General features: G+C 43.4%; 18 protein-coding genes. 7 read left to right on the top strand and 11 right to left on the bottom strand.

Translation table 11 applies throughout. From position 1 onward, the window contains the following. Positions 1 to 161 precede the first annotated feature (161 nt). The 10 genes from ACYRYY_RS08700 to dnaN all read right to left on the bottom strand — a co-directional run bounded on the left by ACYRYY_RS08700 (position 162) and on the right by dnaN (position 13,970). Positions 162 to 668 (bottom strand): nitroreductase family protein, encoded by a 507-nt coding sequence (locus ACYRYY_RS08700; protein WP_460215213.1) that lies wholly within the window; start codon positions 666 to 668, stop codon positions 162 to 164. A 1-nt stretch (position 669) separates the two neighbouring features. Next, positions 670 to 2,040, bottom strand: a complete 1,371-nt coding sequence (locus ACYRYY_RS08695; RefSeq protein WP_460215212.1) for a hypothetical protein — start codon at positions 2,038 to 2,040, stop codon at positions 670 to 672. Next, the gene (gene rsmG, locus ACYRYY_RS08690; RefSeq protein WP_460215211.1) at positions 2,000 to 2,644 is read right to left on the bottom strand and encodes a 16S rRNA (guanine(527)-N(7))-methyltransferase RsmG; all 645 of its coding nucleotides are present in this window, start codon (positions 2,642 to 2,644) and stop codon (positions 2,000 to 2,002) included. The genes ACYRYY_RS08695 and rsmG overlap by 41 nt, the downstream gene beginning before the upstream one ends. Beyond that, a complete protein-coding gene (gene mnmG / locus ACYRYY_RS08685; protein WP_460215210.1) occupies positions 2,637 to 4,517 on the bottom strand; it encodes a tRNA uridine-5-carboxymethylaminomethyl(34) synthesis enzyme MnmG in 1,881 nt (626 codons plus the stop codon). The genes rsmG and mnmG overlap by 8 nt, the downstream gene beginning before the upstream one ends. 175 nt (positions 4,518 to 4,692) lie before the next feature. Then, positions 4,693 to 6,021: a tRNA uridine-5-carboxymethylaminomethyl(34) synthesis GTPase MnmE gene (mnmE, locus tag ACYRYY_RS08680; protein WP_460215209.1), complete on the bottom strand. Its 1,329-nt coding sequence runs from the start codon at positions 6,019 to 6,021 to the stop codon at positions 4,693 to 4,695. Positions 6,022 to 6,036: 15 nt separating this feature from the next. Continuing rightward, positions 6,037 to 6,882 carry a bifunctional methylenetetrahydrofolate dehydrogenase/methenyltetrahydrofolate cyclohydrolase FolD gene (gene folD, locus ACYRYY_RS08675; RefSeq protein WP_460215208.1) on the bottom strand — a complete coding sequence of 282 codons (846 nt, stop codon included), beginning with the start codon at positions 6,880 to 6,882 and terminating at the stop codon, positions 6,037 to 6,039. 79 nt (positions 6,883 to 6,961) lie between these two features. Beyond that, positions 6,962 to 9,394: a DNA gyrase subunit A gene (gene gyrA / locus ACYRYY_RS08670; RefSeq protein WP_460215207.1), complete on the bottom strand. Its 2,433-nt coding sequence runs from the start codon at positions 9,392 to 9,394 to the stop codon at positions 6,962 to 6,964. A gap of 4 nt (positions 9,395 to 9,398) precedes the next feature. Then, positions 9,399 to 11,765, bottom strand: a complete 2,367-nt coding sequence (gene gyrB, locus ACYRYY_RS08665; RefSeq protein ID WP_460215206.1) for a DNA topoisomerase (ATP-hydrolyzing) subunit B — start codon at positions 11,763 to 11,765, stop codon at positions 9,399 to 9,401. A 91-nt stretch (positions 11,766 to 11,856) separates the two neighbouring features. Next, positions 11,857 to 12,864 carry a DNA replication/repair protein RecF gene (recF, locus tag ACYRYY_RS08660; RefSeq protein WP_460215205.1) on the bottom strand — a complete coding sequence of 336 codons (1,008 nt, stop codon included), beginning with the start codon at positions 12,862 to 12,864 and terminating at the stop codon, positions 11,857 to 11,859. Continuing rightward, positions 12,864 to 13,970, bottom strand: coding sequence for a DNA polymerase III subunit beta (dnaN, locus tag ACYRYY_RS08655; protein ID WP_460215204.1), 1,107 nt, complete (start codon positions 13,968 to 13,970; stop codon positions 12,864 to 12,866). Before dnaN ends, recF begins: the two co-directional genes overlap by 1 nt. Positions 13,971 to 14,301: 331 nt before the next feature. Here dnaN and hfq point away from each other — a divergent pair, with 331 nt between their 5' ends. Continuing rightward, entirely contained in the window at positions 14,302 to 14,805 is a 504-nt protein-coding gene (gene hfq / locus ACYRYY_RS08650) for an RNA chaperone Hfq (RefSeq protein WP_460215203.1), read from the top strand. 4 nt (positions 14,806 to 14,809) lie between these two features. Then, the gene (locus ACYRYY_RS08645) at positions 14,810 to 15,181 is read left to right on the top strand and encodes a response regulator (RefSeq protein WP_460215202.1); all 372 of its coding nucleotides are present in this window, start codon (positions 14,810 to 14,812) and stop codon (positions 15,179 to 15,181) included. 61 nt (positions 15,182 to 15,242) lie between these two features. Here the strand turns inward: ACYRYY_RS08645 and ACYRYY_RS08640 are convergent, their stop codons facing one another. Next, a complete protein-coding gene (locus ACYRYY_RS08640; protein WP_460215201.1) occupies positions 15,243 to 16,970 on the bottom strand; it encodes a 2Fe-2S iron-sulfur cluster-binding protein in 1,728 nt (575 codons plus the stop codon). A 165-nt stretch (positions 16,971 to 17,135) separates the two neighbouring features. Between ACYRYY_RS08640 and ribF the strand changes: the two genes are divergently transcribed. From ribF to ACYRYY_RS08615, 5 genes are read left to right on the top strand one after another with little or no spacing between them, the layout of a single operon-like run. Further along, positions 17,136 to 18,062 (top strand): riboflavin biosynthesis protein RibF, encoded by a 927-nt coding sequence (gene ribF, locus ACYRYY_RS08635; RefSeq protein ID WP_460215200.1) that lies wholly within the window; start codon positions 17,136 to 17,138, stop codon positions 18,060 to 18,062. Positions 18,063 to 18,095: 33 nt separating this feature from the next. After that, positions 18,096 to 19,403, top strand: a complete 1,308-nt coding sequence (rimO, locus tag ACYRYY_RS08630) for a 30S ribosomal protein S12 methylthiotransferase RimO (protein WP_460215199.1) — start codon at positions 18,096 to 18,098, stop codon at positions 19,401 to 19,403. A 39-nt stretch (positions 19,404 to 19,442) separates the two neighbouring features. Further along, positions 19,443 to 20,219: an outer membrane protein assembly factor BamD gene (locus ACYRYY_RS08625; RefSeq protein ID WP_460215198.1), complete on the top strand. Its 777-nt coding sequence runs from the start codon at positions 19,443 to 19,445 to the stop codon at positions 20,217 to 20,219. Further along, positions 20,220 to 21,488 carry a serine--tRNA ligase gene (gene serS, locus ACYRYY_RS08620; RefSeq protein WP_460215197.1) on the top strand — a complete coding sequence of 423 codons (1,269 nt, stop codon included), beginning with the start codon at positions 20,220 to 20,222 and terminating at the stop codon, positions 21,486 to 21,488. Further along, the gene (locus ACYRYY_RS08615) at positions 21,488 to 22,156 is read left to right on the top strand and encodes an SAM-dependent methyltransferase (protein ID WP_460215196.1); all 669 of its coding nucleotides are present in this window, start codon (positions 21,488 to 21,490) and stop codon (positions 22,154 to 22,156) included. Before serS ends, ACYRYY_RS08615 begins: the two co-directional genes overlap by 1 nt. Positions 22,157 to 22,241: the final 85 nt, after the last annotated feature.

Raw genomic sequence — 22,241 nt, 5'->3', positions numbered from 1 at the left:
ACGCATAGGTAACTAAATCTATTATATAATCTTATTTTTTGTCAACATAAATTCATGCAACTCAGGCATCACCCGCAAAGACTCCGCAGTATTCGGAGTGCTTTATGCAAGGTGATTTTCATTGCTTTATCAATAATACCTTTAATTATTAAAATTAGCATTCAAATAAAACAGCAGATGTCTCCGGCGTTTTTTCTCTTTTTAAGAGCCGGACTTTTATCAGCTGCATATCCTAAAGGTGTCATTACATACACTTTTTCATTTTCAGGCAGCTTAAGGGCGGACGCCGCCTTTTCTTCATCAAATGCAGCTATCCAGCATGTACCGAGACCACTGTCACTTGCAGCATTTATAAAATGATCCGCGATCACGCTTACATCGCACATAAGATAATCCGCACCGTCAGCCCTTTTCCAGTTTTCATCTTTGAGCCCGCAGAAAACAGCTATTACAGGCGCTCCGGCAAACCACTCTCTTGGATATGCTTCGCATAGCCCCGCCTTAACTTTTTCATCCCTTACAATGTATATTTTCCATGGCTGAAGGTTGCAAGCGCTGGGTGCAAGTCGGGCACACTCAAGAATATATTCCATATCCTCTTTGCTGATCTCATCACTATTATAACTACGGCAGCTGTATCTGTCTTTAACTATTTCCATATAAGTCATTTTACCGCCCCAATAATTCAATTTTATCTGCTGAAATAATTCTAAAGCTCTTTACAGTTCTCACTGCTTTTCCGTTATCAATATAATTTATATCCGTAGCAAACAAGCTGACAGGCTCGCCTTTGAGGAAGCCCACAATATCATTTGCCATGTATCCGGCAAGTGTAGGTTCTTCTCCGTACTGTTCCATATATACCCTGCGGAACTCTGACGCATTGACATTCCCTGCCAGATAGACAGGAGTGAATATCATTGCCCTGCGGAAATAACCTAAATAGTCGTCTGTAAGATATCTTTTGCCAAAAGAATCTGTTCCGATGATCAGTTTGACCTTTTCAGGATTTTTCACACTGTACCTCACCAGAGGGACAACTTTGATAAGCTTAATTTCAGGCGATAGAATCATCACAGTATATCTGGTGTCTTTGTCATATTTTGAGGTTATTGCTTTCATTTCATTCTGGAAGCTTCCCTTCTCAAAATTCATGATATGAACCTGGATGTTCTGAGCTTTTAATTCTGCCGCTGCTGTTTCTGCGTGGTTAGTGTATTCGTTAGAGACTGCAATTACCGTTACAGCCTTTTCAAGCACTGCATATCCGGTTGCTTCCGCAACTATATCATCTTTGGTGATATCAAATCTGTAGGTCGTTCCACCCACATCGACAGTTCTGCGGAAAGGGTCGATCTTTGCGGCGTTAAACCCGAATCCATCGCCCATTTCCAGTTTGAATGATGCCCTTTTGTATGCAACTGCAGCTATCGCCGCCTGCATAAACTCCATGTGGCTGCTGCCTGTAATAAAGACCTTATCAGCCATGGATTTCTCTTTAATAATTTCAACCTGCGGAGCAGGCTCAGGTTCAGTAATTTCAGGTGTAATGCTCGGCTCTGCATCCTTTATCTTTTTATCAGAGGCAGAAGGCTTAAGTCTGCTGTCCACACAATCAACAAAAGGGTCTCCTGTTGATCTGATACCCTCTGAGCTGCAATATGTTTTGATTACAGAAGGGAAAGGCTCTTCATCCTTTCGGTTGCTGATCATTGTATAGTATTCCAGCGCTTTGTCCTCTTTGCCTGTTTTGATGTAGCCATCGAAGAGCCAAAGCATTCCTGAAAAACGCATATATCTGCTGAGATAGGTCTCTCTGTAATTGCGCTCAAGAAACTTCATCCCTTTGTCATACTGCCCTTTGCGCACATAGTGCCTGCCCATGATTAAGCCTGCCGCAGCGGACTGCTCAAGGGATGCGTTGCTGTTTATTGTCTGAAGCTTTTCAAGATCTCTGAAATTAAGGTCTTTTGTAGCATAAAAAGTTTCCGAAAAAGGCTCAACAGGAGCCGTTACCTGAGGACGGCCTGCGCAGGACACCGTCAGTAAAAGAAGTGCTGTCGCCGATAATAGTATAAGTCCTCGTAAATGGTTTCTCAACCCTGACATTTTCAAACCCCAATTTATATTTTTTGAGCAGATCCTGTGCCTGCTGCATCTCTTCTTCAAGCCGCTCACCCTTGTATAATAGCCACAAAGTGTCTTTACGGGCAAGGTTCTTTGTCCATTTAATAATTTCCTTAACCTTTGCTACGCCTCTTGCTGTGATCAGGTCAAACTTCCCCTGCACTGCTTCAGCACGGCAGTTAAGAACCTTAACATTATTAAGACCCAGTTCAGAGGCAGCCTGTTCAAGAAATCTGCATTTTTTTGCAATGCTTTCCACAAGGGTTATCTGCACATCCGGATAAAAGATTGCAGCAACAATCCCCGGAAACCCGCCGCCACTGCCGATATCCGCCATTGTTTCACGTAAAACATTTTTTAGTGAGAAAATATAAACGCTGTCCAGATAATGCTTAAGATAAAACTCATCCTTGTCTTTAATGGCAGTGAGGTTAAGTTCAGCATTCATATGAATTTCATAGAACTTTTCGAGCTTTGCCGACTGCTCACTGGTTATTTCAACATAGTTTTCAAGCATCTGTGCCGCCGCTGTTTTTAATTTTACTTATATGAACATGCAGAAGAGCAACAGCAGCAGGAGTCATACCCTTTATTCTTGCTGCCTGCCCAAGCGTTGCAGGACGGATTGTTTTAAGTTTATCGATATACTCTCTCCGCAAACCGATTATCCCTTCATATTCTATACTGTCAGGAATCTTTACTGATTCTGTTTTGCGGAATTTTTCTATCTCGTTTTCCTGTCTCTCAATATAGCCTTCATACTTAGCGTTGATTTCAACCTGCTCACGGACTCTTTCATTAGCAGAACTGCCGCAGAGCTTCTCTATTGTGGAGTAATCATATTCAGGTCTTTTGAGCAGTTCAAAAGCGCTCACTGGGTTGCGCAGCACTCCGCCATATTGAGCAAGGACTCCCAAAACCTCTACAGAAGGAGTAATCCTTACTGATTTTAATCTTGCTATATCATCATCTTTTGCCTGACGTTCAAGGCAGAAACGTTCATACCGTGCTTTGCTTATTAAGCCCAATTCATAACCTTTATCTGTCAGTCTGTACTCTGCGTTATCTTCACGAAGCTGAAGTCTGTATTCCGCTCTTGATGTAAACATGCGGTACGGCTCATCAACGCCTTTATTTACAAGGTCATCAATCATGACACCGATATAGCTCTGCTCACGCCCCACAATAAAGGGTTCATTACAGCCGAGAGCCAGTGCAGCATTAATGCCGGCTACAAGCCCCTGTGCTGCGGCTTCCTCGTACCCGCTTGTACCATTGAGCTGCCCTGCAAAGTAAAGCCCTTTAACAAGTTTCGTTTCCAGAGTCGGATAAAGCCCAGTAGGCTGGATGAAGTCGTACTCTATTGCGTAGGCAGGTCTTACAAATTCGACATTCTCAAGCCCTTCAACTGTTCTATACATAGCTATCTGAACGTCAATAGGCAACGATGAGGAAAAACCATTAGCGTAGTATTCCCTTGAAGTCAGCCCCTCAGGCTCAAGAAAAATCTGATGCCTTGTTTTATCAGGGAATTTTTTGACCTTGTCCTCTATTGACGGGCAATAACGAGGACCAATCCCCTTGATTATACCGCCGTAGAGAGGTGATCTGTGCAGGTTATCCCTTATTATCTGATGTGTCTTCTCGTTGGTATATGTTACGTAGCACGGAAGCTGTGGAAGACTGATACTTTCCGTTTCAAATGAAAACGGCTTTGCGAATTCGTCACCGTGCTGCGCATCAAGCTTTGAAAAATCTATGGTGTTGACATCAAGCCTTGCAGGAGTTCCTGTTTTAAGTCGCTCAAGCTTGAAGCCTGCTTTTGTAAGAGAATCAGACATTCCAACAGACGCAAATTCATTCATGCGCCCTGCAGGGTAGTTACAGTCTCCGATATGTATAAGCCCTTTAAGAAATGTTCCGGTGCAGAGAACAACTTTCTTTGCTTTATAAAGCATTCCTGTATCAGCAATTATGCCATTAATTTCACCGTTTTCTATCGAGAGGCTTTCCACCATTCCCTGTTTAAGATCAAGACCGCTTTGCTCCATTATCACACGCTGCATACGAAGCTTGTAGAGGTCTTTATCAGCCTGCGCCCTGCTGCTTCTTACTGCCGGGCCCTTCTTCATGTTCAGAACACGAAACTGTATTCCGGTTTCATCAATATTTTTCCCCATCTCGCCGCCAAGGGCGTCTATATCTTTTACGATATTACCCTTAGCTAAACCGCCGATTGCAGGGTTGCAGCTCATATGAGCCACATTGTCAACATTAATGGTAAACAGAGCAGTTAAAGCACCCATACGGGCAGCAGCTAATGCTGCTTCGCACCCTGCGTGCCCTGCCCCAACCACAATCACATCGTAAGACTTGTCATAAACAAGCATTATTCACCTGAATATATTTAATTTTTAGTGTTAAATCCCTTTCCATATTTTATCAAGTAAGGAAATCAAATTAGGTATTCTGAAAAAAATAATGACATTTAAAATAGATTTCCACATTCTCAATTCATAAAGACATGTTTCACGTGAAACATGTCAAATTTTCCACAATTACACACTATTTACCGATGCAAAAACTTCTGAAAATATTTGATAATATTTCTTCGGTATAAGATTCACCTGTAATTTCAGATAAAATGTTCAGGCTGTCACGCAGCTCAAAAGATAAGGAGTCCAGATCATCACACCCCATCTCTTTGATTTCCTCAAGGGAGGCAAGCATACGCTGAAAGCCATTCTTCTGTCTTTCATTTACAGCTATAGCATGTTCATGAATCTGTGAGTCCTCTTCTGATATAAAAGACTCAAGAATACTCATAAACTCGTGAACATTCTCACCTGTTTTTATTGAAATACAAATATCCGTCGGATGGTCATACTTTTTCAAATCAGCCTTATTACCCACAATCACACGTTTTGCGTCTTTAGTCTTTTCCAAAACAAGCCTGTCTTCATCTGTAAGTTCTGCGGAGAGATCAAGGACAACGATAACGATGTGAGAGCTTTCCACCCGCTCAAGAGACCTCTCAATTCCTGCTTTTTCCACAAAGTCTTCTGTGTGGCGGATACCTGCGGTATCAACAATTTTTACAGGGTGCCCTGCCAGTGTCATATCCGCATCTATGAAATCCCTCGTAGTGCCGGGTATGTCAGAGACAATCGCTCTGTTTTCTTTAAGCAGGCAGTTGAGTATTGATGATTTGCCCACGTTCGGGCGTCCGGCTATGGAAACATAAACAGAATCGTTCACAGACTTAAGCACTGAATAGCTTTTCACCAGTGATGCAAGTTCAATTTCAATCAGACCGTATTTGGTGAATATATAGTCTAACTCACGGTCAGAAAGATCCTCTTCAGGGAAATCTATATACGCTTCAACTACTGTGAGGACATCTACATAAAGATTTTTCAGACTTTGTATCTGGCTTTTAAGCCCGCCTTTAAGCTGGTTGTATGAATAAAATAAACCGGCTTCAGATTTGGCGGAAATCATCTCCTCCACCGCCTCAGCCTGAGAAAGATCCATCTTGCCGTTGATAAACGCTCTTCTGGTAAATTCACCGGGTTCAGCAAACCGCATTCCAAGAGACAGAAAAGAACCTAAGGCACTTTTGATAATAAGCGGATTGCCGTGGAAGGATATCTCAAGAATATCCTCACCTGTATAAGAATTAGGGGATTTAAAGTAATAGAAGATAACATCATCCTGCACCCTGCCGTCATTAAACAGAGCATGATAAACAATGCGTGGTTCAGGAGCCTGAAAGGTTTTGCCGTTTTGCTTTCTAAGATATTCCAGAGCCTTCAGGCAGCCGGAGCCGGAAATGCGCAGAACGGTTACGGCGGAACGGATAACGGGAGTTATAGGGGCAACTATCGTATCCATTCCGCATATACCCTATTAAAGTGTTTTCTCAAATGCTTTAAGCGTGTTGCTGAGAAGCATGGCTATGGTCATAGGACCGACACCGCCGGGAACAGGAGTAATATATGAAGCCTTAGTGTAAACAGCTTCATAATCCACATCGCCCACAAGCTTATCATTCAGCCTGTTTATTCCAACATCTATAATAACAGCACCATCACTGACCATATCAGCAGTGACAAAGTTTGCCTTCCCGATTGCAGCAACAATAATATCTGACTTACGGCATATATCTTTAATGTTTTTTGTGCGGGAGTGACATATGGTAACTGTAGCGTTTGCTTTTATGAGGAGTGCAGCCATCGGCTTACCGACAATATTGCTCCTGCCGAGGACAGCAACATTTTTGCCGCTGAGTTCTATGCCGTATTCTTCAAACATAACCATAACACCTGCCGGAGTGCATGGAGCGAGTGCATCCTCACCTATATTAAGAAGACCCACATTCACAGGGTGGAAGCCGTCAACATCCTTTTCAGGCTTGATAGCGTAAAGAACCTTTTTCTCATCAATCTGTTTGGGCAGCGGAAGCTGAACAAGGATACCGTTGATAGTATCATCGTTGTTATACTGCTCAACACGGGCGAGAAGCTCGTCTGTAGTTGTAGTATCAGGCATTCTGTCTACTATGGATTTAAAGCCGGCTTCTTCACAGGCCTTGTTTTTCATGCGGACATAAACCTGACTTGCGGGATCTTCACCCACAAGGATAACGGCAAGACCGGGCACCCGTCCGGTTTTGTCTTTGAATTCTGCTGCTTTCTCTTTAAGACCGTTTCTGATCTTCTGTGCCAGCTCTTTTCCGTCAATCTTCGTCGGCATTGCATTATCTCCTTTGTTTAAAGGTTTTGTTTAATAAAAGTCAGGGGAAAGCTTTTCAGGGCTTTCCCGCTTTATTGTTTTATTCTTCTTCCTCAGCATCTTCTTCTTTGACTGTTGCGAAGGATATAATTCTGTCTTCATCGGTGGACATGAGTTTAACACCCTGAGTGTCCCTGCCCATGACGGGTATTTCCTTAACGGAGAGTCTGATAATTTTGCCGCCCTTTGTGATCAGCATAACATCATCCTCTTCATTTACCTGTTTAGCACCGCAGACAAGACCTGTTTTCGGGCTTACCTTGCAGAGTTTAACACCCTTTCCGCCCCTTGTCTGGAGCCTGTAATCGGCCACAAGAGAGCATTTTCCGTAACCGTATTCGGTCACATTAAGAATATAAGGGTGTCCGGTGAGAACTTCCATAGAAACTACTTCGTCAGCATCTTCCAGATTAATTCCTCTCACACCTGTTGCTGCCCTGCCCATGGCACGGACATCAAGGGAGCTGAACTGTATGGTCTTGCCGTTTCTGGTAGCAAGGAAAATACTGTCGTTATCTGTAGTAACGTCAGCAGCCATAATTTCATCACCATCACGGAGTTTAAGGGCAATCATGCCGCTTCTTCCGCTTTTGAAGTCCATGACGGGGGTTTTCTTAACAACACCGAGCTTAGTTGACATAAAAAGATATTTCTCGTTGTCTGCTTCGCTCAGTGTGACTACAGAGGCAAGGTTCTCTTCTTTATCAAAGGTAAGCAGGTTGCTAAGGTGTCTGCCCTTGGTGTCCCTTGCACTTTCCGGTATTTCGTAAACTTTAAGGAAGTGGATTTTACCTGTGTTGGTAAAGAAGAATACCTTAGCATGGTTGGTGGTAACCAGCATTCTTTCTGCAAAGTCGTCACCTTTACTCTTAGCACCGCTCTTGCCTTTTCCGCCGCGCTTCTGCGCCACGAAGTTGTCAAGGAGAGTACGTTTAATGTATCCGTTGTGGGTGATGGTCACAACTGTTTCGCTGTCAGGGATGAGGTCTTCCATGTTGAATTCCCCTGCGGCTGCAACTATTTCAGTTCTTCTTTCATCACCGTATTTTTCCTTAACTTCGTTAAGTTCATCACGGATAACACCCATCATGATACTTCTGCTGCCGAGGATGCTTGTATAGTATTCTATGTCTTTTAAGGTTTCTTCATATTCAGCCTGAAGCTTTTCGATCTCAAGACCTGTAAGCTTGCTGAGTCTCATTTCAAGTATAGCCTGACTCTGGGCATCGCTGAAGCTGAAAGCCTCTTTCAGTTTGAGTTTTGCTTCCGGCGTGTCTTTAGATGTTTTGATAAGTCTGATGACTTCATCAATGTTTTCAACAGCCTTTATCAAGCCTTCTAAAATATGTAGACGTCTTTCAGCTTTATCAAGAAGGTAGCGTGTTCTACGGGTTACAACCACAACCCTGTGATCCAGAAACGCTTCAAGTATCTTCTGAAGTGTGAGGGTCTGAGGTCTGCCGTCAACAATCGCCACCATATTCATGCCGAAAGTTGTCTGCATCTGGGTGTATTTATAGAGCTGATTGAGAAGAACATCCGGCATCTGCTCACGTTTAAGCTCAATAACCACACGTATTCCGTCACGGTCAGACTCATCACGGAGATCAGAAATTCCCGTAACAACCTTATCACGCACCAGTTCGGCTATTTTTTCTATGAGAAGAGCCTTATTCACCTGATAAGGCAGCTCATCAACAACGATCATTTCCTTACCGGTTTTAGTCTCTTCTATGTGGCTTTTGGCTCTTATGGTTATGGAGCCTCTGCCTGTTTTATATGCCTTGTAGATATCCTCACGCCCGAGAATCATACCCGCAGTGGGGAAATCCGGTCCTTTGATAACAGAAAAAATATCGTCTTCGGTGTATTCTTCGTTATCTATCATGAGCATAAGGGCGTCTATAGTTTCTGTGAGGTTATGGGGAGGAATATTGGTAGCCATGCCGACAGCAATACCGCTTGTCCCGTTAACAAGGAGATTAGGTATCCTCGTGGGGAAAACGGATGGTTCCTGCATCGAACCGTCGTAGTTGTCGGTAAAGTCAACTGTATCCTTATCGAGATCGCTCACAAACTCATCGCTGATTTTTGAAAGCCTTACCTCGGTGTACCTCATGGCAGCAGCACGGTCTCCGTCAACAGAGCCGAAGTTACCCTGACCATCCACAAGCGGATAGCGGAGTGAGAAATCCTGCGCCATACGGACCACTGTGTCATAAACAGCGGAATCACCGTGGGGGTGGTACTTACCTATAACATCACCGACGATACGTGCGGATTTTTTATAGGGTTTGTTATAATAAACACCCATCTCGTGCATGGCGAAAAGGGAACGTCTGTGAACGGGCTTCAGACCGTCCCGCACATCAGGCAAAGCTCTTCCCACGATAACGCTCATGGCGTAATCGAGGTAGCTGTCCTTGAGAGAGTCCTCAATATTAAGATTGATAATTCCTTTATTTTCCATCATTCACCTAAACGTCCAGATTTCTTACATTGAGAGCGTTTGTTTCAATAAACTCACGCCTTGGAAGAACAACATCACCCATCAGGAGACTGAACAGCTCATCCGCTGCTTCCGCATCCTCTATGGTAACTTTGTAAAGAGTCCTTCTCTCGGGATCAACTGTGGTTTCCCAGAGCTGCTCAGGGTTCATTTCACCGAGACCTTTGTAACGCTGGATACCAAGACCTTTTTTACCCCTTTCCTCAATGAAGTGAAGAAGATTGGTAAGAGAGGTGAAGGTGTTTGTCTCTTCACCGACTTTTATCTTATGGGGAGCATCGCCAAGCTCTTTAAGGTACACCCCAAGTCTTCTAAGCTCCTTAAACTCCGGAGAACCAACGAGATCAGTATTTATTTTATAAGTCTGTGTAGCAGTTTCCAGCTTTATATTATATCTGCTGAATTCTTCGTTGTAGTGAATTTCGGTGTTAACATAGGCGCTGAAAAGACCCTTTTCTCTCAAAGCATTGTAGAAGGCATCCACAAAGTCTTTATCTGCAAGGTTCTGAGGAACAAGGTTCTGATACATCGCCATAAACTTCACAAGCTCTCTTGTGTAGCCTTTTTTAACGTATTTAATAATCATCTTGTTCAGCTTGCCGAGGTTAAGCAGCAGTTCCTTGTATCTATGCTTTTCGACATTCTCTATCTCCACATCCTCAAGACCGAGGTCAAGGAGGAAATCAGCCATAACTTCCTCATTCTGAATGTAGCGTTCGTTTTTCCCTTTTTTCACTTTATAAAGTGGCGGACTGGCTATGTAGAGATATCCGCGTTCTATTATTTCTTTCATATGGCGGAAGAAAAAAGTCAGGAGCAGTGTTGAGATATGCGCACCGTCCACATCGGCATCCGTCATGATTATTATTTTGTGATAGCGGAGCTTTTCAACGTTGAAATCATCCTTTCCGATTCCCGTGCCAAGGGCTGTTATTATGGTTCGTATTTCGTTGTTTGAAAGCAGCTTATCGTATCTTGCCTTCTCAACGTTAAGTATTTTACCCTTAAGGGGCAGAATAGCCTGATGACGCCTGTCACGTCCCTGTTTTGCAGAACCGCCCGCAGAGTCCCCTTCAACGATGAAGAGTTCTGAATGCTGCGGGTCTTTTTCCTGACAATCTGCAAGTTTGCCGGGGAGAGTAGAAATTTCAAGGGCGTTTTTACGGCGGGTAAGCTCTTTTGCTTTTCTCGCAGCTTCTCTGGCACGGAATGCCTGAAGAGCCTTTTCATATACCTTTTTGACTACCAGCGGATTCTCCTCAAAGTAGTCACCCAGGCTGCTGGTGAGTATCGACTCAACAGCGGTTTTAGCGGCGGATGAACCAAGCTTGGTTTTTGTCTGCCCTTCAAAGACAGGCTCGTTTATTCTCACAGAGATAATCGCACTCATACCCTCACGGACGTCATCTCCGGTGAGAGATTCCTTCTCTTTGGAGATATTCTGTTTGGATATAAAGCTGTTGAAAACCTTTGTATAGCCGGATTTAAAGCCGGATTCATGGGTTCCGCCCTCTTCCGTATGGATGTTGTTTACAAAGGAATATATGCTCTCGTTGTAGGTGTCGTTATAGGTTATAGCTACTTCTGCGGTTATCCCTTCGTACTCGCCTTTGAAGTACATGGGTTCTTCGAGAATCATTATCTTATTCTTATTCAGGAACTTAAGATAACTTACAATACCGCCTTCAGCGTGGTATTCCTGCTCCTGATCGAAGCGTTCGTCTATGATTTTTATCTTCAGTCCGCTGTTAAGATAAGCAAGCTCCCTGAGCCTTCTGGAAAGGGTATCAAAGGAGTATTCTGTTGTTTCAAATATTTTCAGATCCGGCTTAAAAGTTACTGTGGTTCCGGTTCTGTCAGAGTTTCCAATGCGTCCGAACTCACAGGCAGGTTTTCCGATTTCATATTTCTGATAAAATACGCCGCCGTCACGCCTGACTGTTACCTCAAATGATTCACTCAAGGCGTTTACAACAGAAACGCCCACACCATGAAGACCGCCTGAAGCATAGTACGAACCTGAATCGAACTTACCGCCGGCGTGGAGTGTTGTCATAACAACCTCAACCGTAGGTTTGCCTACCTTAGGGTGTATGCCGACAGGGATTCCCCTTCCGTTATCCTCAACAGTCACTGAGCCGTCAACGTGCAGTATGACGGTAACAGTGTCGCAGTAGCCTGCCATAGCTTCGTCAATGGAGTTATCAACAACTTCGTAAACAAGGTGATGAAGACCCCTTGCCCCGGTGGAGCCGATGTACATACCCGGTCTCTGTCTGACTGCTTCCAGCCCTTCCAGAACCTTAATACTGTCTTCACTGTAATTATTCTGCATTGTTCACCTGACTATTTATTTCAAAACTGCGGATAAAACCGCAAAACGGGCAATCAAGCCCGCAATGTATTAGTGGGCGTGCGAACTGGGTTCACAGCCCTATAGTACGTATATCCGTGAATATACGGTTTTTTACACCTGTCATTATGACCTGCCTTTCACCGGAAAATATGGAAAAGAAGGCAGCTGAGCGTTTTTCATCCAAACCTGCTTCAAAATCATCTAAAAGGGTTATTATATCAGTTTTGAGCATTTCTTCAACATCTAATAAAATTGCTGATAAAACAAGAAGCTCAAATGTTTTTTTCTGACCGTAGGATGAAAATTTATCATAAATTCTTCCTGTGTTCCTGCTGTAAAACCTGTCTCTGTGGATTCCGTAAAGGCATCTTGTCGCAGAAGCTTCTTTGTTGAGGACATCTAAATTGCCGCTGTTAGTCACATAATCCAGAGTAAAAAATTCATCGGAACCCCCAAAATCATTGTACATAAGCTGAAGACGGGAATTTATCATATCGGTCGCAGCTTTTCTCCTTAAAGAAATTTTACTGCACATTTCGATAATTTTCTCATTTACTGTGTCAATGTAGTTTTTATCCGGTCTCTGTTTCTGAAGTTCTGCTGTTTTCTGGGAGATGAGGCGATTATAGTACCTGAGATCGAAAATATGTGCCCTCTCGCGGTAGAAGCATAGGCGATCAATGTAGTTCCGCCTCACCTTCTGGTCCTTCGCTAAAATCGTGCTTGTATCAGGCGAGAAACAAAAAACAGGACTGGATGCAAGATATTCAGGAATATCTAAAACGCAGACACCGTTTTTTTTCAGCGTCCTTGCATCCTCAAAAAAATAAATCAGTCCGCCTGAATCATCTGCAGAGGAGTAAGATGCCTCAATGCGCAGAAAATCTGCTCCGAAGCTTGTTACACTTTTCGGTGAAGGCTCTTTGAAGCTTTTGAGGTTGAGGAGAAGATAAACGGCTTCGACAACACTTGTTTTGCCGGAGCCGTTTTCGCCCTCTATGAAAGTTGCCTTGTCAAAAATAAATTTTGAGTCGGCATGGCATCGGAAATTCTGTAAACGGATACTCTCTATCAGCATCAGAACTTATCGATGGAGATTGGAACCACCAGATATTTGTACGATTCATCCTCCGGGAGGATAACCGCCGGACTTCTTCTTCCCTGCATTTCAAGGGAGAAATATTCAGAATTGATGTTTGTCACGATCTCAAGCATGTGGCGTGCATTGAAAATAATATCCATGTCCTCGCCGTTGTAGATTATGTCGTCCATCGTTTCATGTCCCTGACCATACTCAGTTTCAAGGCTGTTTATCGAAAGATTTCCGTTGTTGAAAGAGAGAACAACACCGTGAGTAATTTCACTTGTGATTGCAGATACTCTTCTTACAACCTCAACAAATGCCTTGGTGTTTATCTTAGCCTTGATGGGGTATTCGGCTTCAAAGAGCTTGGTAATACTCTTGATATATTTTTCTATCAGCTTTGAGTAAATAACAATGTCGCCGACTTTGAAAAGAACCTGCTTCTTATCGGTTTCAACATCCACAAACTCGGTTATATCAAGGATTTTCATCAGTTCCATGATGGTTTTTTTAGGAATGTTTATGGTAAATTCGTCTGAAAATTCCTCTTCAAATCCAGCTTTGGAAGTGGCTATCCTCTGAAAGTCAGCAGCAGAAATTTCCAGTCTGTTGCCGTAAACACTGAAGTGCGCTCCGGTGTACTCAATTTTTGATGAGTCATTGGAAATGCAGAATGCAGTTCTTTTAAGAAGGGTCTGAAGAGTTTCGCTCTTCACCTTGATAAAATATTCAGGCTTGATTTCTGACATAGTCGGAAACATCTCAGGGCTTATGGTCGAAAGACGAAAGCTTGATTTTCCGGATTTTATGTTCAGCTTTGAACCGTCATGATAGAAGTCAACAACAGCGCCTTCAGGAAGTTCTTTCAGGATATCCATCAGTTTTTTGCCTGAGACGGTTGCAGAACCTATTTCTTCCACTGCTGCTTTGAGCGAGCCGGAAAAACCTATCTGCATATTTGTTGAACGAAGGCTGAGAGTATCGCTTTCAGCATCGATCAGGATGTTTTGAAGCACCGTATTCAGGTTCTTCGGGCTGGTGTAGCTGTTTGCATATTGGACGAAAGGGAAGATATCGTCCCTGACAACTTTAAACCTCATGGACTCCCCTGCTTTATATATTAATGTAATTTTAATAGTAAGTAATAATAGGGTATCTTGAAACTGTTTACAAGTGATATTTAGCCTTGTCTGTTAAGGTTTTCGGTGTTGAAAAGTTCTGTGGTAAATTACTGATCTTTTTTCAACATTATACAGTAAAATGAATTATTATGGTTGAAATATCCTTCTAATGTTTATATCTATATGATTATTCCCAAACAGATCACGCATGTTCAACACATTTTTGACATTATTGATTTGTGTTGGTATATTACGTTAAAGCCCGGATACGGGACATATTATTACTCTTTGAGTTTACAAGGCAGGGAAAATGTCTATTTATGCCCAGATTGAATTTGTGTTCATGCATAATGCGAGGAATAAGAACGTTCCCTTGATGTTCATTATGAGGAACAAGGAACGCTTCAGGGGAAAAATTGTGGATTTCGATCAGTATCATTTCATTATAGACGATGCTGACATCAAAATTCTTCTTTCCAAGAGAGACATCGCAACAGTTGCTTCCGCCAGAACCGTAGTTGATATAGACTTCATCAGCAAAATTTATTACCACACCCATCAGGGCAAGCATCCGAGACATACACGCCCTCCGATGCAGGATATTTTTCTGAACGAAGTCCGCAAATCCAAGTCACCTATTATAAGCTTTCTTACCAATGGTGTGAAGATAAGAGGCTCTCTCATAGGGTTTGACAACTACACGATACTCACCTCCTTTGAGGGAAGACAGCAGCTTCTTTATAAGAGTGCTATTTCAACAGTATTTCCCCTTTATCAGTACGGGGAAATCATAAAATACGATGACGAGAGATAAGAGCATGAAAGATATTAAGATTCTTGTCGTGGATGATGAAGAACACACAAGACTCGGTTATGCCGAAGTTCTTGAGATGGAAAATTACAAAGTAAGCATGGCAGAAGACGCTCTTAAGGCGATTGAACTTCTTAAAGAAGAGAAGTTTGATATAGTTGTGACCGACCTCCGTATGCCTGAAATGGACGGACTTGCTTTCCTTGAAAGACTGAAACAGATCGACAAAAACGCAAAAGCAATAATGATAACGGCTTTCGGTTCATTTAAAACATATAAGAAAGCAACTGACGGCGGAGTGGTTATATACCTCAATAAGCCTGTACGTGCAGCCGAACTGATGGAAGCTGTGAATACTGTTATAGCAATGAAAGACTGAGACAGAATAAATAACTTATAAATTATCAGCCCCTTTCCTTCTTCAGGTCAGGGGCTTTGTTTTATCCTTCCATAAACTCCGCTTCCGCCTTTTCGTATATACCTGCAAATATTTCGTCATCCAGAGAGATATCATCCCCCATTTTCAGTGTGCTTTCAATGTATGAAAGAACTGATGAATTGTGGAAAAAATTAATGGCAAAGAGAGTCGGATCTTCTGAAAAAGTTCTTATCACCTCATGGTAACGTTTGGGAACCATTTCCAGAGTTATCATGCTGTCTGCAAGTTCTTTGACGGGAAACAGTGAATAGAATATTACAGTATCCGGCTTTCCGCAGCGTTTTTCAGCATATTTTATGGCTGCATGGATGAAGTTTCTTAGTATGAAGAGATCATCAAAAGCAGCCTGCGGAATGACTATATCATGTCCTGAATCTATCTTGAATGACTGGCTTGTAAACTTGGCTATCAGGCGTATATGATGCCCGCCTTCCAGCCCGTCGCCCACTAGGGACATTTTATCTGCCAGCTTGAACTGTCTGGAAAGAAGCCCCTTGCTGTAAAGCAGTGCTGCGGTTTTAAACAGAACGGAGAGAGATATTGAATCAGGCGGAAGATCAGCATTTTTCTTTTCATATCCCATCAAATCATCTGATATTTTTGTAACGGGGTTTTTACCGCTGACTTTAATATGCTCAAAAAGAAAATCACTTCTTAAAGATGCGTCCATGCCCATAATTGTGCCGCTGTTGAAAAAGTATATTTTCTCTAGTGCATCAAGGGGTATAATCATTTTTCTTCCCGAAGTCTGATTAAGAAAACGGAAAAATTTGAGAATATCTTTCGGTGAACCCGCAGGCTGTATGACTTCGCAGAAAAGATTGTCATTGGTGAAGCTGCAGTAGTTTATAAGCCCGAATACAGTCTCACCCTCAAAGTGCTTTTCACTGAGGATAAGTATTGCTCGTTCATAGCCGCTGTATTGGAGATTAGCAGCAAGAAACTGTTTAAGCTCACCCTGTCGGAGCAGCTCTGCAAGGGTTCTGTCTGTTTCTATGAAGTCCCTTGAGGAAATGCTTCCTATTCCTGCGGAGTAGTGGAAGTATGTAACTCCTCTGGGTGCCTGAATAAGGAGTATGCCGTCGGTGCTGTAATCAACACCCCGATCCTCCTCTTCAGTCTGTTCGAGTTCCGGTTCAGTATATTTTACTATAACCGGCTCTTCATCCTCTTTTTCTTCAATAAGAATTTCAGGTTCAGACTCTTCCTGTTTTGCTTCTTCTTCAATATATTCCGGCTGTTCGTCCTGCGGGCGGAACATTCCGCCGGTGAGAACAGACTTAAACTCATTTTCATCCTCTTCGGCTTGCGCTGATTCTGATTCTTCAACTATGGGCTCATCAGCACCGTAAACATCTTCAACTACGGGTGTTTCTTCTATTCTGGCGAGTGTCTGCACTGAAAGAACGCACGGATCTTCATTGGCTCTTCTGGATGGTTCATCGGTGTCCACAACAATGTCGCTCTTAACTGCATATTCACAGGCAAGGCGTATTCCCATACCTATGCTCAGATCAGAGAGCGATTTTCGTTCAAGGCGTGTGGGTTTGTTGATACTTTTGCTTTCTATCCTTACCTTGCATTTTCCGCACTGACCGTTTCCGCTGCACAGGTTTGAAATTTTTATTCCGTTCTCCTCCAGCGCATTAAAAAGGTTTTTGCCGGATTTGACTTCAAAGTTTATATCCAGATTCTTGACATAAACCGTGTGTTTTTTTGAAAGGAACATATATACCGCCGAATAATGTTAATACTGAATTTTACTCCAGAAATACAAACATACGTATACACTTTTTTTCGGCAAATGTGCAGTCAAGTTTAGAGCTTAGATGCCAAAGGAGGCATATTTCTGAAAATTCTTGCGTATCCTGACTGTTTGGCATATTTTGGCGCAATGCAGATAATCCGAAATATAGACGAGTTTTTCACCGAAAAGCCTCATGCTGTTGTTCTGGGAAATTTTGACGGTTTCCATCTGGGACACAAGGCAATAACAGACAGGCTCTGCAATATTTCCCGCACCAAAGGGCTTGTACCTGCTGTGGTGACCTTTCAGCCGCATCCCATGAAGTTTTTCGGCGCTGATCTCAAACTTATAATGACTGAGGATACGAAGATAAAATCCTTCGCCGATGCCGGTGTGGAAAAAATGTTTATTCTCGAATTCAGCAGAAAGTTCGCAGATATAGACCCGGAAGTATTTGTCAGAGAATTTGTGGTTAAAAAGTTCCGTGCCGCTGTTGTTATAGTCGGGTATGACTACCATTTCGGCAAAGGAAGAAAAGGTGATTACAATCTTCTTGTCACCCTTGGCAAGAAATACGGCTTTACAGCTGTCCGTGTCTCTCAGGTCACCTGCGGCGGCATCACTGTCTCCAGTACGAATATACGAAACTTCCTTAAGGAAGGCGATGTGGAAAAGGCCGGGGAGTTTCTCGGCAGACCATTCTTCATCGAAGGAACTGTGGTGGACGGAAACAAAGTTGGAAGACAGCTTGGTTATCCCACTGCAAATATCGACTTCCGCAATGAACTGATCCCGAAGGCGGGAATCTATATCAGCATAGCGGTTATAGACGACGTGAGGCATAAATCTGTAACAAACATAGGCAGACGCCCCACGTTCAGCTTTCCTGATCAGATGAAGGTGGAAACCCACATATTCGATTTTCATGATGACATTTACGGAAAGGATGTTGAGATAGAGCTGCTTAAGTATGTCCGTCCGGAAGAGAAGTTCCCGAATGTGGAAACTCTGATCAAAGCCATAGATGAAGACTGTATTCTTGCTAAAAAATGGTTTGAAGAAAACGGCTGCTGAAATCATATAAAAATACAAAACCAAAAGGACAATATGAAGATTTCTTACATCAGTTTAGGATGTTCAAAAAACAAAGTGGATCTTGAATACCTCATGGGCTCTCTTCAGGAGGGAGGCCATGAAATAAGTCTGGATATGACAGAGGCTGACGCCATAATAATAAACACCTGCGGGTTTATCGAGCCTGCGGTGAATGAAGCTGTGGAGGCGGTTCTTGAGGCGGCGCAGGTAAAAAAGCCTGACGCAAAACTTATTGTAACAGGCTGCATGACAGAGCGTTTTAAAAACGATGTGGCCGGAGAACTGCCTGAGATAGATTTTCACACAGGCGTCGGCAAGATGAGCGATGTTATAGCTTATCTGGAAGGGATCGAGCCTGTTAAAAAAGAGCGTGATTTCCTTTACGGCGGAGCCCGTGTTCTTACGGGTGTGCCATTCAGTGCATATATAAAAATATCCGAAGGGTGCAACAACCGCTGCACTTACTGCACCATTCCCTCAATCAGAGGAAACCTCACTGGCAGACGCATTGAGGATATAGTAAACGAAATAACCGCCCTCAAGGAGCAGGGAGTCAAGGAATTTGTTCTCGTTTCGCAGGATAACACCAAATACGGAACGGATATTTACAAAAAGCCCATGCTTTGCAGGCTTTTACGTGAAATAGATAAGATTGAAGGCGATTTTTACGTCAGGATAATGTATCTGAATCCGGACGGAGTTAATGAAGAGCTTGTGAAGCTTGTGGAAAAGTCTGATAAAATATTGAGTTATTATGATATTCCGGTTCAGCATATAAATAAGCGTGTCCTTAAGGATATGAACAGAAAGTCCACACCTGATGATATAAAGCGTGTTTTCAGGATGATCAGGGAGATAGACCCTTCTGCTTTTATCCGCACTACGATGATTGTGGGTTTTCCAGGGGAGACAGATGAGGAGTTTGATGAACTCCTTGAGTTTGTTAAGGTCTATAAGCCGGATTATGCGGGCTTTTTCCCTTTTTATCCCGAAGAAGGAACAAAAGCCACGGCAATGGGTATGAAGGTGGACGGACGCAAGGTTCGGGGCAGAATCGGTGCGCTTCGCAAAGCACAGATAAAAAACACCCGTGAACGCTTGAAAAAAGTTAAGAAAAATGACATCATCTGTTTTGCAGAAAAACCTAATGAGGAATTCGGTTTTCTAATGGAAGGCAGAGCGCTTTTTCAGGCGCCTGAAGTGGACGGAAAAGTTCTCTTCACAGACTCCGAAGCCATAAACGGCTACGGTCCTTATATCTGCCGTATAGAAAAAATAAGTTACCCCGACATAGTTTGTGAAATCGTAAGACCGCTTTAAACAAAAGATAAATTTTATAAAACAGCAGAGGTAAAGCTGATGCGTAAACTCCTTATAATCATGACTGCTATGGTAATTGCCGTTTCCTGCGCCAAGCAGCCGCCCAAAGAGATTCCCGCCGAAGTGAGCATGCAGAAAGGTATGCAGTATTTTGAGCGGAAAAAGTTTAAAGACGCTGCGGAGCATTTTGAAGCAGCTATAAGGAGCGCTCAGGATCCTGAAATTGCAGGTAATGCACAGATTTTCCTTGCGGACAGCCACTTTCTTGCAAAAGACTATGACCTTGCCATCCCTAGCTATGAAACTTACCTCCGGATTTACCCTTTCTCCTCCGATGCTCCCAGAGCCAAACTCAGGCTTGGACTCTGCTACTACAGGCAGATAGGCGCACCGGACAGAGACATAAAGAATGCCGAAGAGGCGCTCCGTATTTTCAGCGAGCTTAGAAATGAGAATCCCGGTTACGCCAAGGAATATGAACTTGCGGATAAAATACGAGAACTCCGGGGGCTTCTTGGTGAGCGTGAGCTTCTTATAGCTAAATTTTATCTCCGCACTGATAAGGAAAGACCTGCGGTTAAAAGGCTTCAGTACATTGTGGAAAACTACCCGGACACAGTGGTTTATCCGGAAAGCCTCAGTCTGCTGGGCGATTACTACGCTGACAGGGAAGGATATGAAGCCGAAGCAATCAAATACTACAGAGCTTTGATAAGAGAATTTCCCGACAGCAAATATTCGTCGGGCATAACATCAAAACTTTCCAAACTGCTTGCAAGAATAACCGACACTCTCGGAGATGTGGAGAATAATTAAATGCTTGATATAAAATATATTATTACTAACCTGGATCTGGTTAAGGAAAAAACGGCCAGAAGAGGAGCAGAGTTTGACTTTGATACTCTCCTTGCTCTGGATGAGGAAAGAAAGAAGCTCATACTCGAAGGCGAAGAGCTTAAACAGAAAAGGAACGAGTTTTCCAAGTTATTCCCGCTCATAAAAAAACAGGGCGGTGATGTGGAAACGGCGCAGAAGGAAATGAAGCAGGTTTCAGAGCGTATTGCCGCTCTGGACAAAGAACTTGCGGATGTTCAGGAGCGCCAGCGGGGCATGCTGCTTACTCTTCCTAACCTCGTTGATGACTCTATACCTGTGGGCAAAAGTGAAGAAGATAACACTCTTTACCGTGACTGGGGTGTAAAACCGTCATTAGCTTTTGAGCCGAAGGCACACTGGGATATAGCCGAAAGTCTCGGACTTGTTGACTTTGAGCGTGGCACAAAAGTGGCTGGAGCCCGTTTTTCCGCATATAAAGGCATGGGGGCAAAGCTTGAGAGAGCGCTTATCAACTTCATGCTGGACACTCAGTCCTCAAGGGGATACACGGAAGTTATGACCCCTTTTCTTGTGAACGCAGCATCAATGACCGGAACAGGTCAGCTCCCGAAGTTTGAAGAGGACGCTTTCAAATGTGAGCGTGATGGTTTGTATCTTATTCCCACCGCCGAAGTTCCCGTAACAAACCTTTATGCAGGTGAGATACTGGACGAAGCTGACCTGCCCATAAAGCATTGTGCCTATTCACCCTGCTTCCGCAGAGAGGCAGGCTCACACGGTAAAGACGTACGAGGGCTTATCCGCCAGCACCAGTTCAATAAAGTGGAACTTGTGAAGTTCGTTAAACCGGAAGAAGGCTGGAAGGAGCTTGAACTGCTTCTTAGTGATGCCGAGAATATCCTTCAGCTTTTAGGTATACATTACAGAGTTATGACACTCTCCACCGGCGATATAGGCTTTACATCAGCAAAAACTTACGACATAGAGGTCTGGCTTCCGGGGCAGGACTGCTACCGTGAAATATCATCATGCAGCTGCTTTATGGATTTTCAAGCACGCAGAGCAAATATACGTTACAGAAAACCCGGTGATAAACGGCTGGATTTTGTTTACACCCTCAACGGGTCAGGGCTGGCTGTCGGCAGAACCTTTGTTGCAGTGCTTGAAAACTATCAGCTTCCGGACGGACGCATAAGTGTTCCTGAGGTTCTCCGCCCATATCTCGGCGGTGCGGAGATAATAGGCTGATGGCGGTTCTTAAGGTTTTAGCCTCACCCATAAGCGGCAACTATTCTCAGCTTCCCTCTTACACACTTGAGGAGATAAAAAACGCAGATTTGATAATCGGCGAGGAGCGTAAGATAACTTTGCGCTTCCTTGCCGCCGTTGGCTGCCGTGAGCATGAGTACAGACTTCTCAACGAACACTCCACAGATGAGGAAAAGACGGAGCTGATGAAGGATGTCTCATCCTGCGGAACAGCAATCCTCTTTTCAGATGCCGGCACACCCTGTATTGCAGACCCCGGTTATGACTTTGTGGATATGTGCATAAAAGCGGGAATGGAGATCCGCACGTTGAATGCTGTTTCAGCAGTGACAGCGGCAATCTCTGTCAGTGGATTTTATGCTGAAACTTTTCTTTTTGCGGGCTTTCCGCCAAAGGATAAGGCAGACAGGTTTAAGTTCTTTAACCACATGAAGAACACTAAACAGACAGCAGTTATTTTTGAACGCCCTTATGCACTGATCCGCACTTTGGAGGAGCTTAAAGGTGTGGGGAAAAAAGTCTCTCTTTCCATAAATATTTCAATGCCCGATGAAAAGAACTACAGAGGTACGGCAACGGATATTCTTAACCTGCTCCCCGAAGGGATCAAGGCTCCGTTTGTTATTGTTATTGAAGGGAAGAAATAGGGGGCGTTTTCAGCTCCCTTTTTCTCTGAAGCTGATTAATTGTTTCCCGTGAAACATTTTTATTATTGTCTTTGAAAAAATCTGA

It is taken from the genome of Geovibrio sp. ADMFC3 (assembly GCF_054687035.1).
The sequence above is the reverse complement of the archived record's forward strand: the minus strand, read 5'-3'. Positions and strand labels throughout refer to the sequence as shown.

Excerpts from the sequence above, each read along its gene's own strand:
- recF (WP_460215205.1), bottom strand. The coding sequence starts at position 12,864 with ATGCTGATAGAGAGTATCCGTTTACAGAATTTCCGATGCCATGCCGAC.
- mnmG (WP_460215210.1), bottom strand. The coding sequence starts at position 4,517 with ATGCTTGTTTATGACAAGTCTTACGATGTGATTGTGGTTGGGGCAGGG.
- gyrB (WP_460215206.1), bottom strand. The coding sequence starts at position 11,765 with ATGCAGAATAATTACAGTGAAGACAGTATTAAGGTTCTGGAAGGGCTG.
- serS (WP_460215197.1), top strand. The coding sequence starts at position 20,220 with ATGCTTGATATAAAATATATTATTACTAACCTGGATCTGGTTAAGGAA.
- mnmE (WP_460215209.1), bottom strand. The coding sequence starts at position 6,021 with ATGGATACGATAGTTGCCCCTATAACTCCCGTTATCCGTTCCGCCGTA.
- folD (WP_460215208.1), bottom strand. The coding sequence starts at position 6,882 with ATGCCGACGAAGATTGACGGAAAAGAGCTGGCACAGAAGATCAGAAAC.
- hfq (WP_460215203.1), top strand. The coding sequence starts at position 14,302 with ATGTCTATTTATGCCCAGATTGAATTTGTGTTCATGCATAATGCGAGG.
- rsmG (WP_460215211.1), bottom strand. The coding sequence starts at position 2,644 with ATGCTTGAAAACTATGTTGAAATAACCAGTGAGCAGTCGGCAAAGCTC.
- ACYRYY_RS08640 (WP_460215201.1), bottom strand. The coding sequence starts at position 16,970 with ATGTTCCTTTCAAAAAAACACACGGTTTATGTCAAGAATCTGGATATA.
- ACYRYY_RS08700 (WP_460215213.1), bottom strand. The coding sequence starts at position 668 with ATGACTTATATGGAAATAGTTAAAGACAGATACAGCTGCCGTAGTTAT.
- ribF (WP_460215200.1), top strand. The coding sequence starts at position 17,136 with ATGCAGATAATCCGAAATATAGACGAGTTTTTCACCGAAAAGCCTCAT.
- dnaN (WP_460215204.1), bottom strand. The coding sequence starts at position 13,970 with ATGAGGTTTAAAGTTGTCAGGGACGATATCTTCCCTTTCGTCCAATAT.
- gyrA (WP_460215207.1), bottom strand. The coding sequence starts at position 9,394 with ATGATGGAAAATAAAGGAATTATCAATCTTAATATTGAGGACTCTCTC.
- ACYRYY_RS08645 (WP_460215202.1), top strand. The coding sequence starts at position 14,810 with ATGAAAGATATTAAGATTCTTGTCGTGGATGATGAAGAACACACAAGA.
- ACYRYY_RS08615 (WP_460215196.1), top strand. The coding sequence starts at position 21,488 with ATGGCGGTTCTTAAGGTTTTAGCCTCACCCATAAGCGGCAACTATTCT.
- rimO (WP_460215199.1), top strand. The coding sequence starts at position 18,096 with ATGAAGATTTCTTACATCAGTTTAGGATGTTCAAAAAACAAAGTGGAT.
- ACYRYY_RS08625 (WP_460215198.1), top strand. The coding sequence starts at position 19,443 with ATGCGTAAACTCCTTATAATCATGACTGCTATGGTAATTGCCGTTTCC.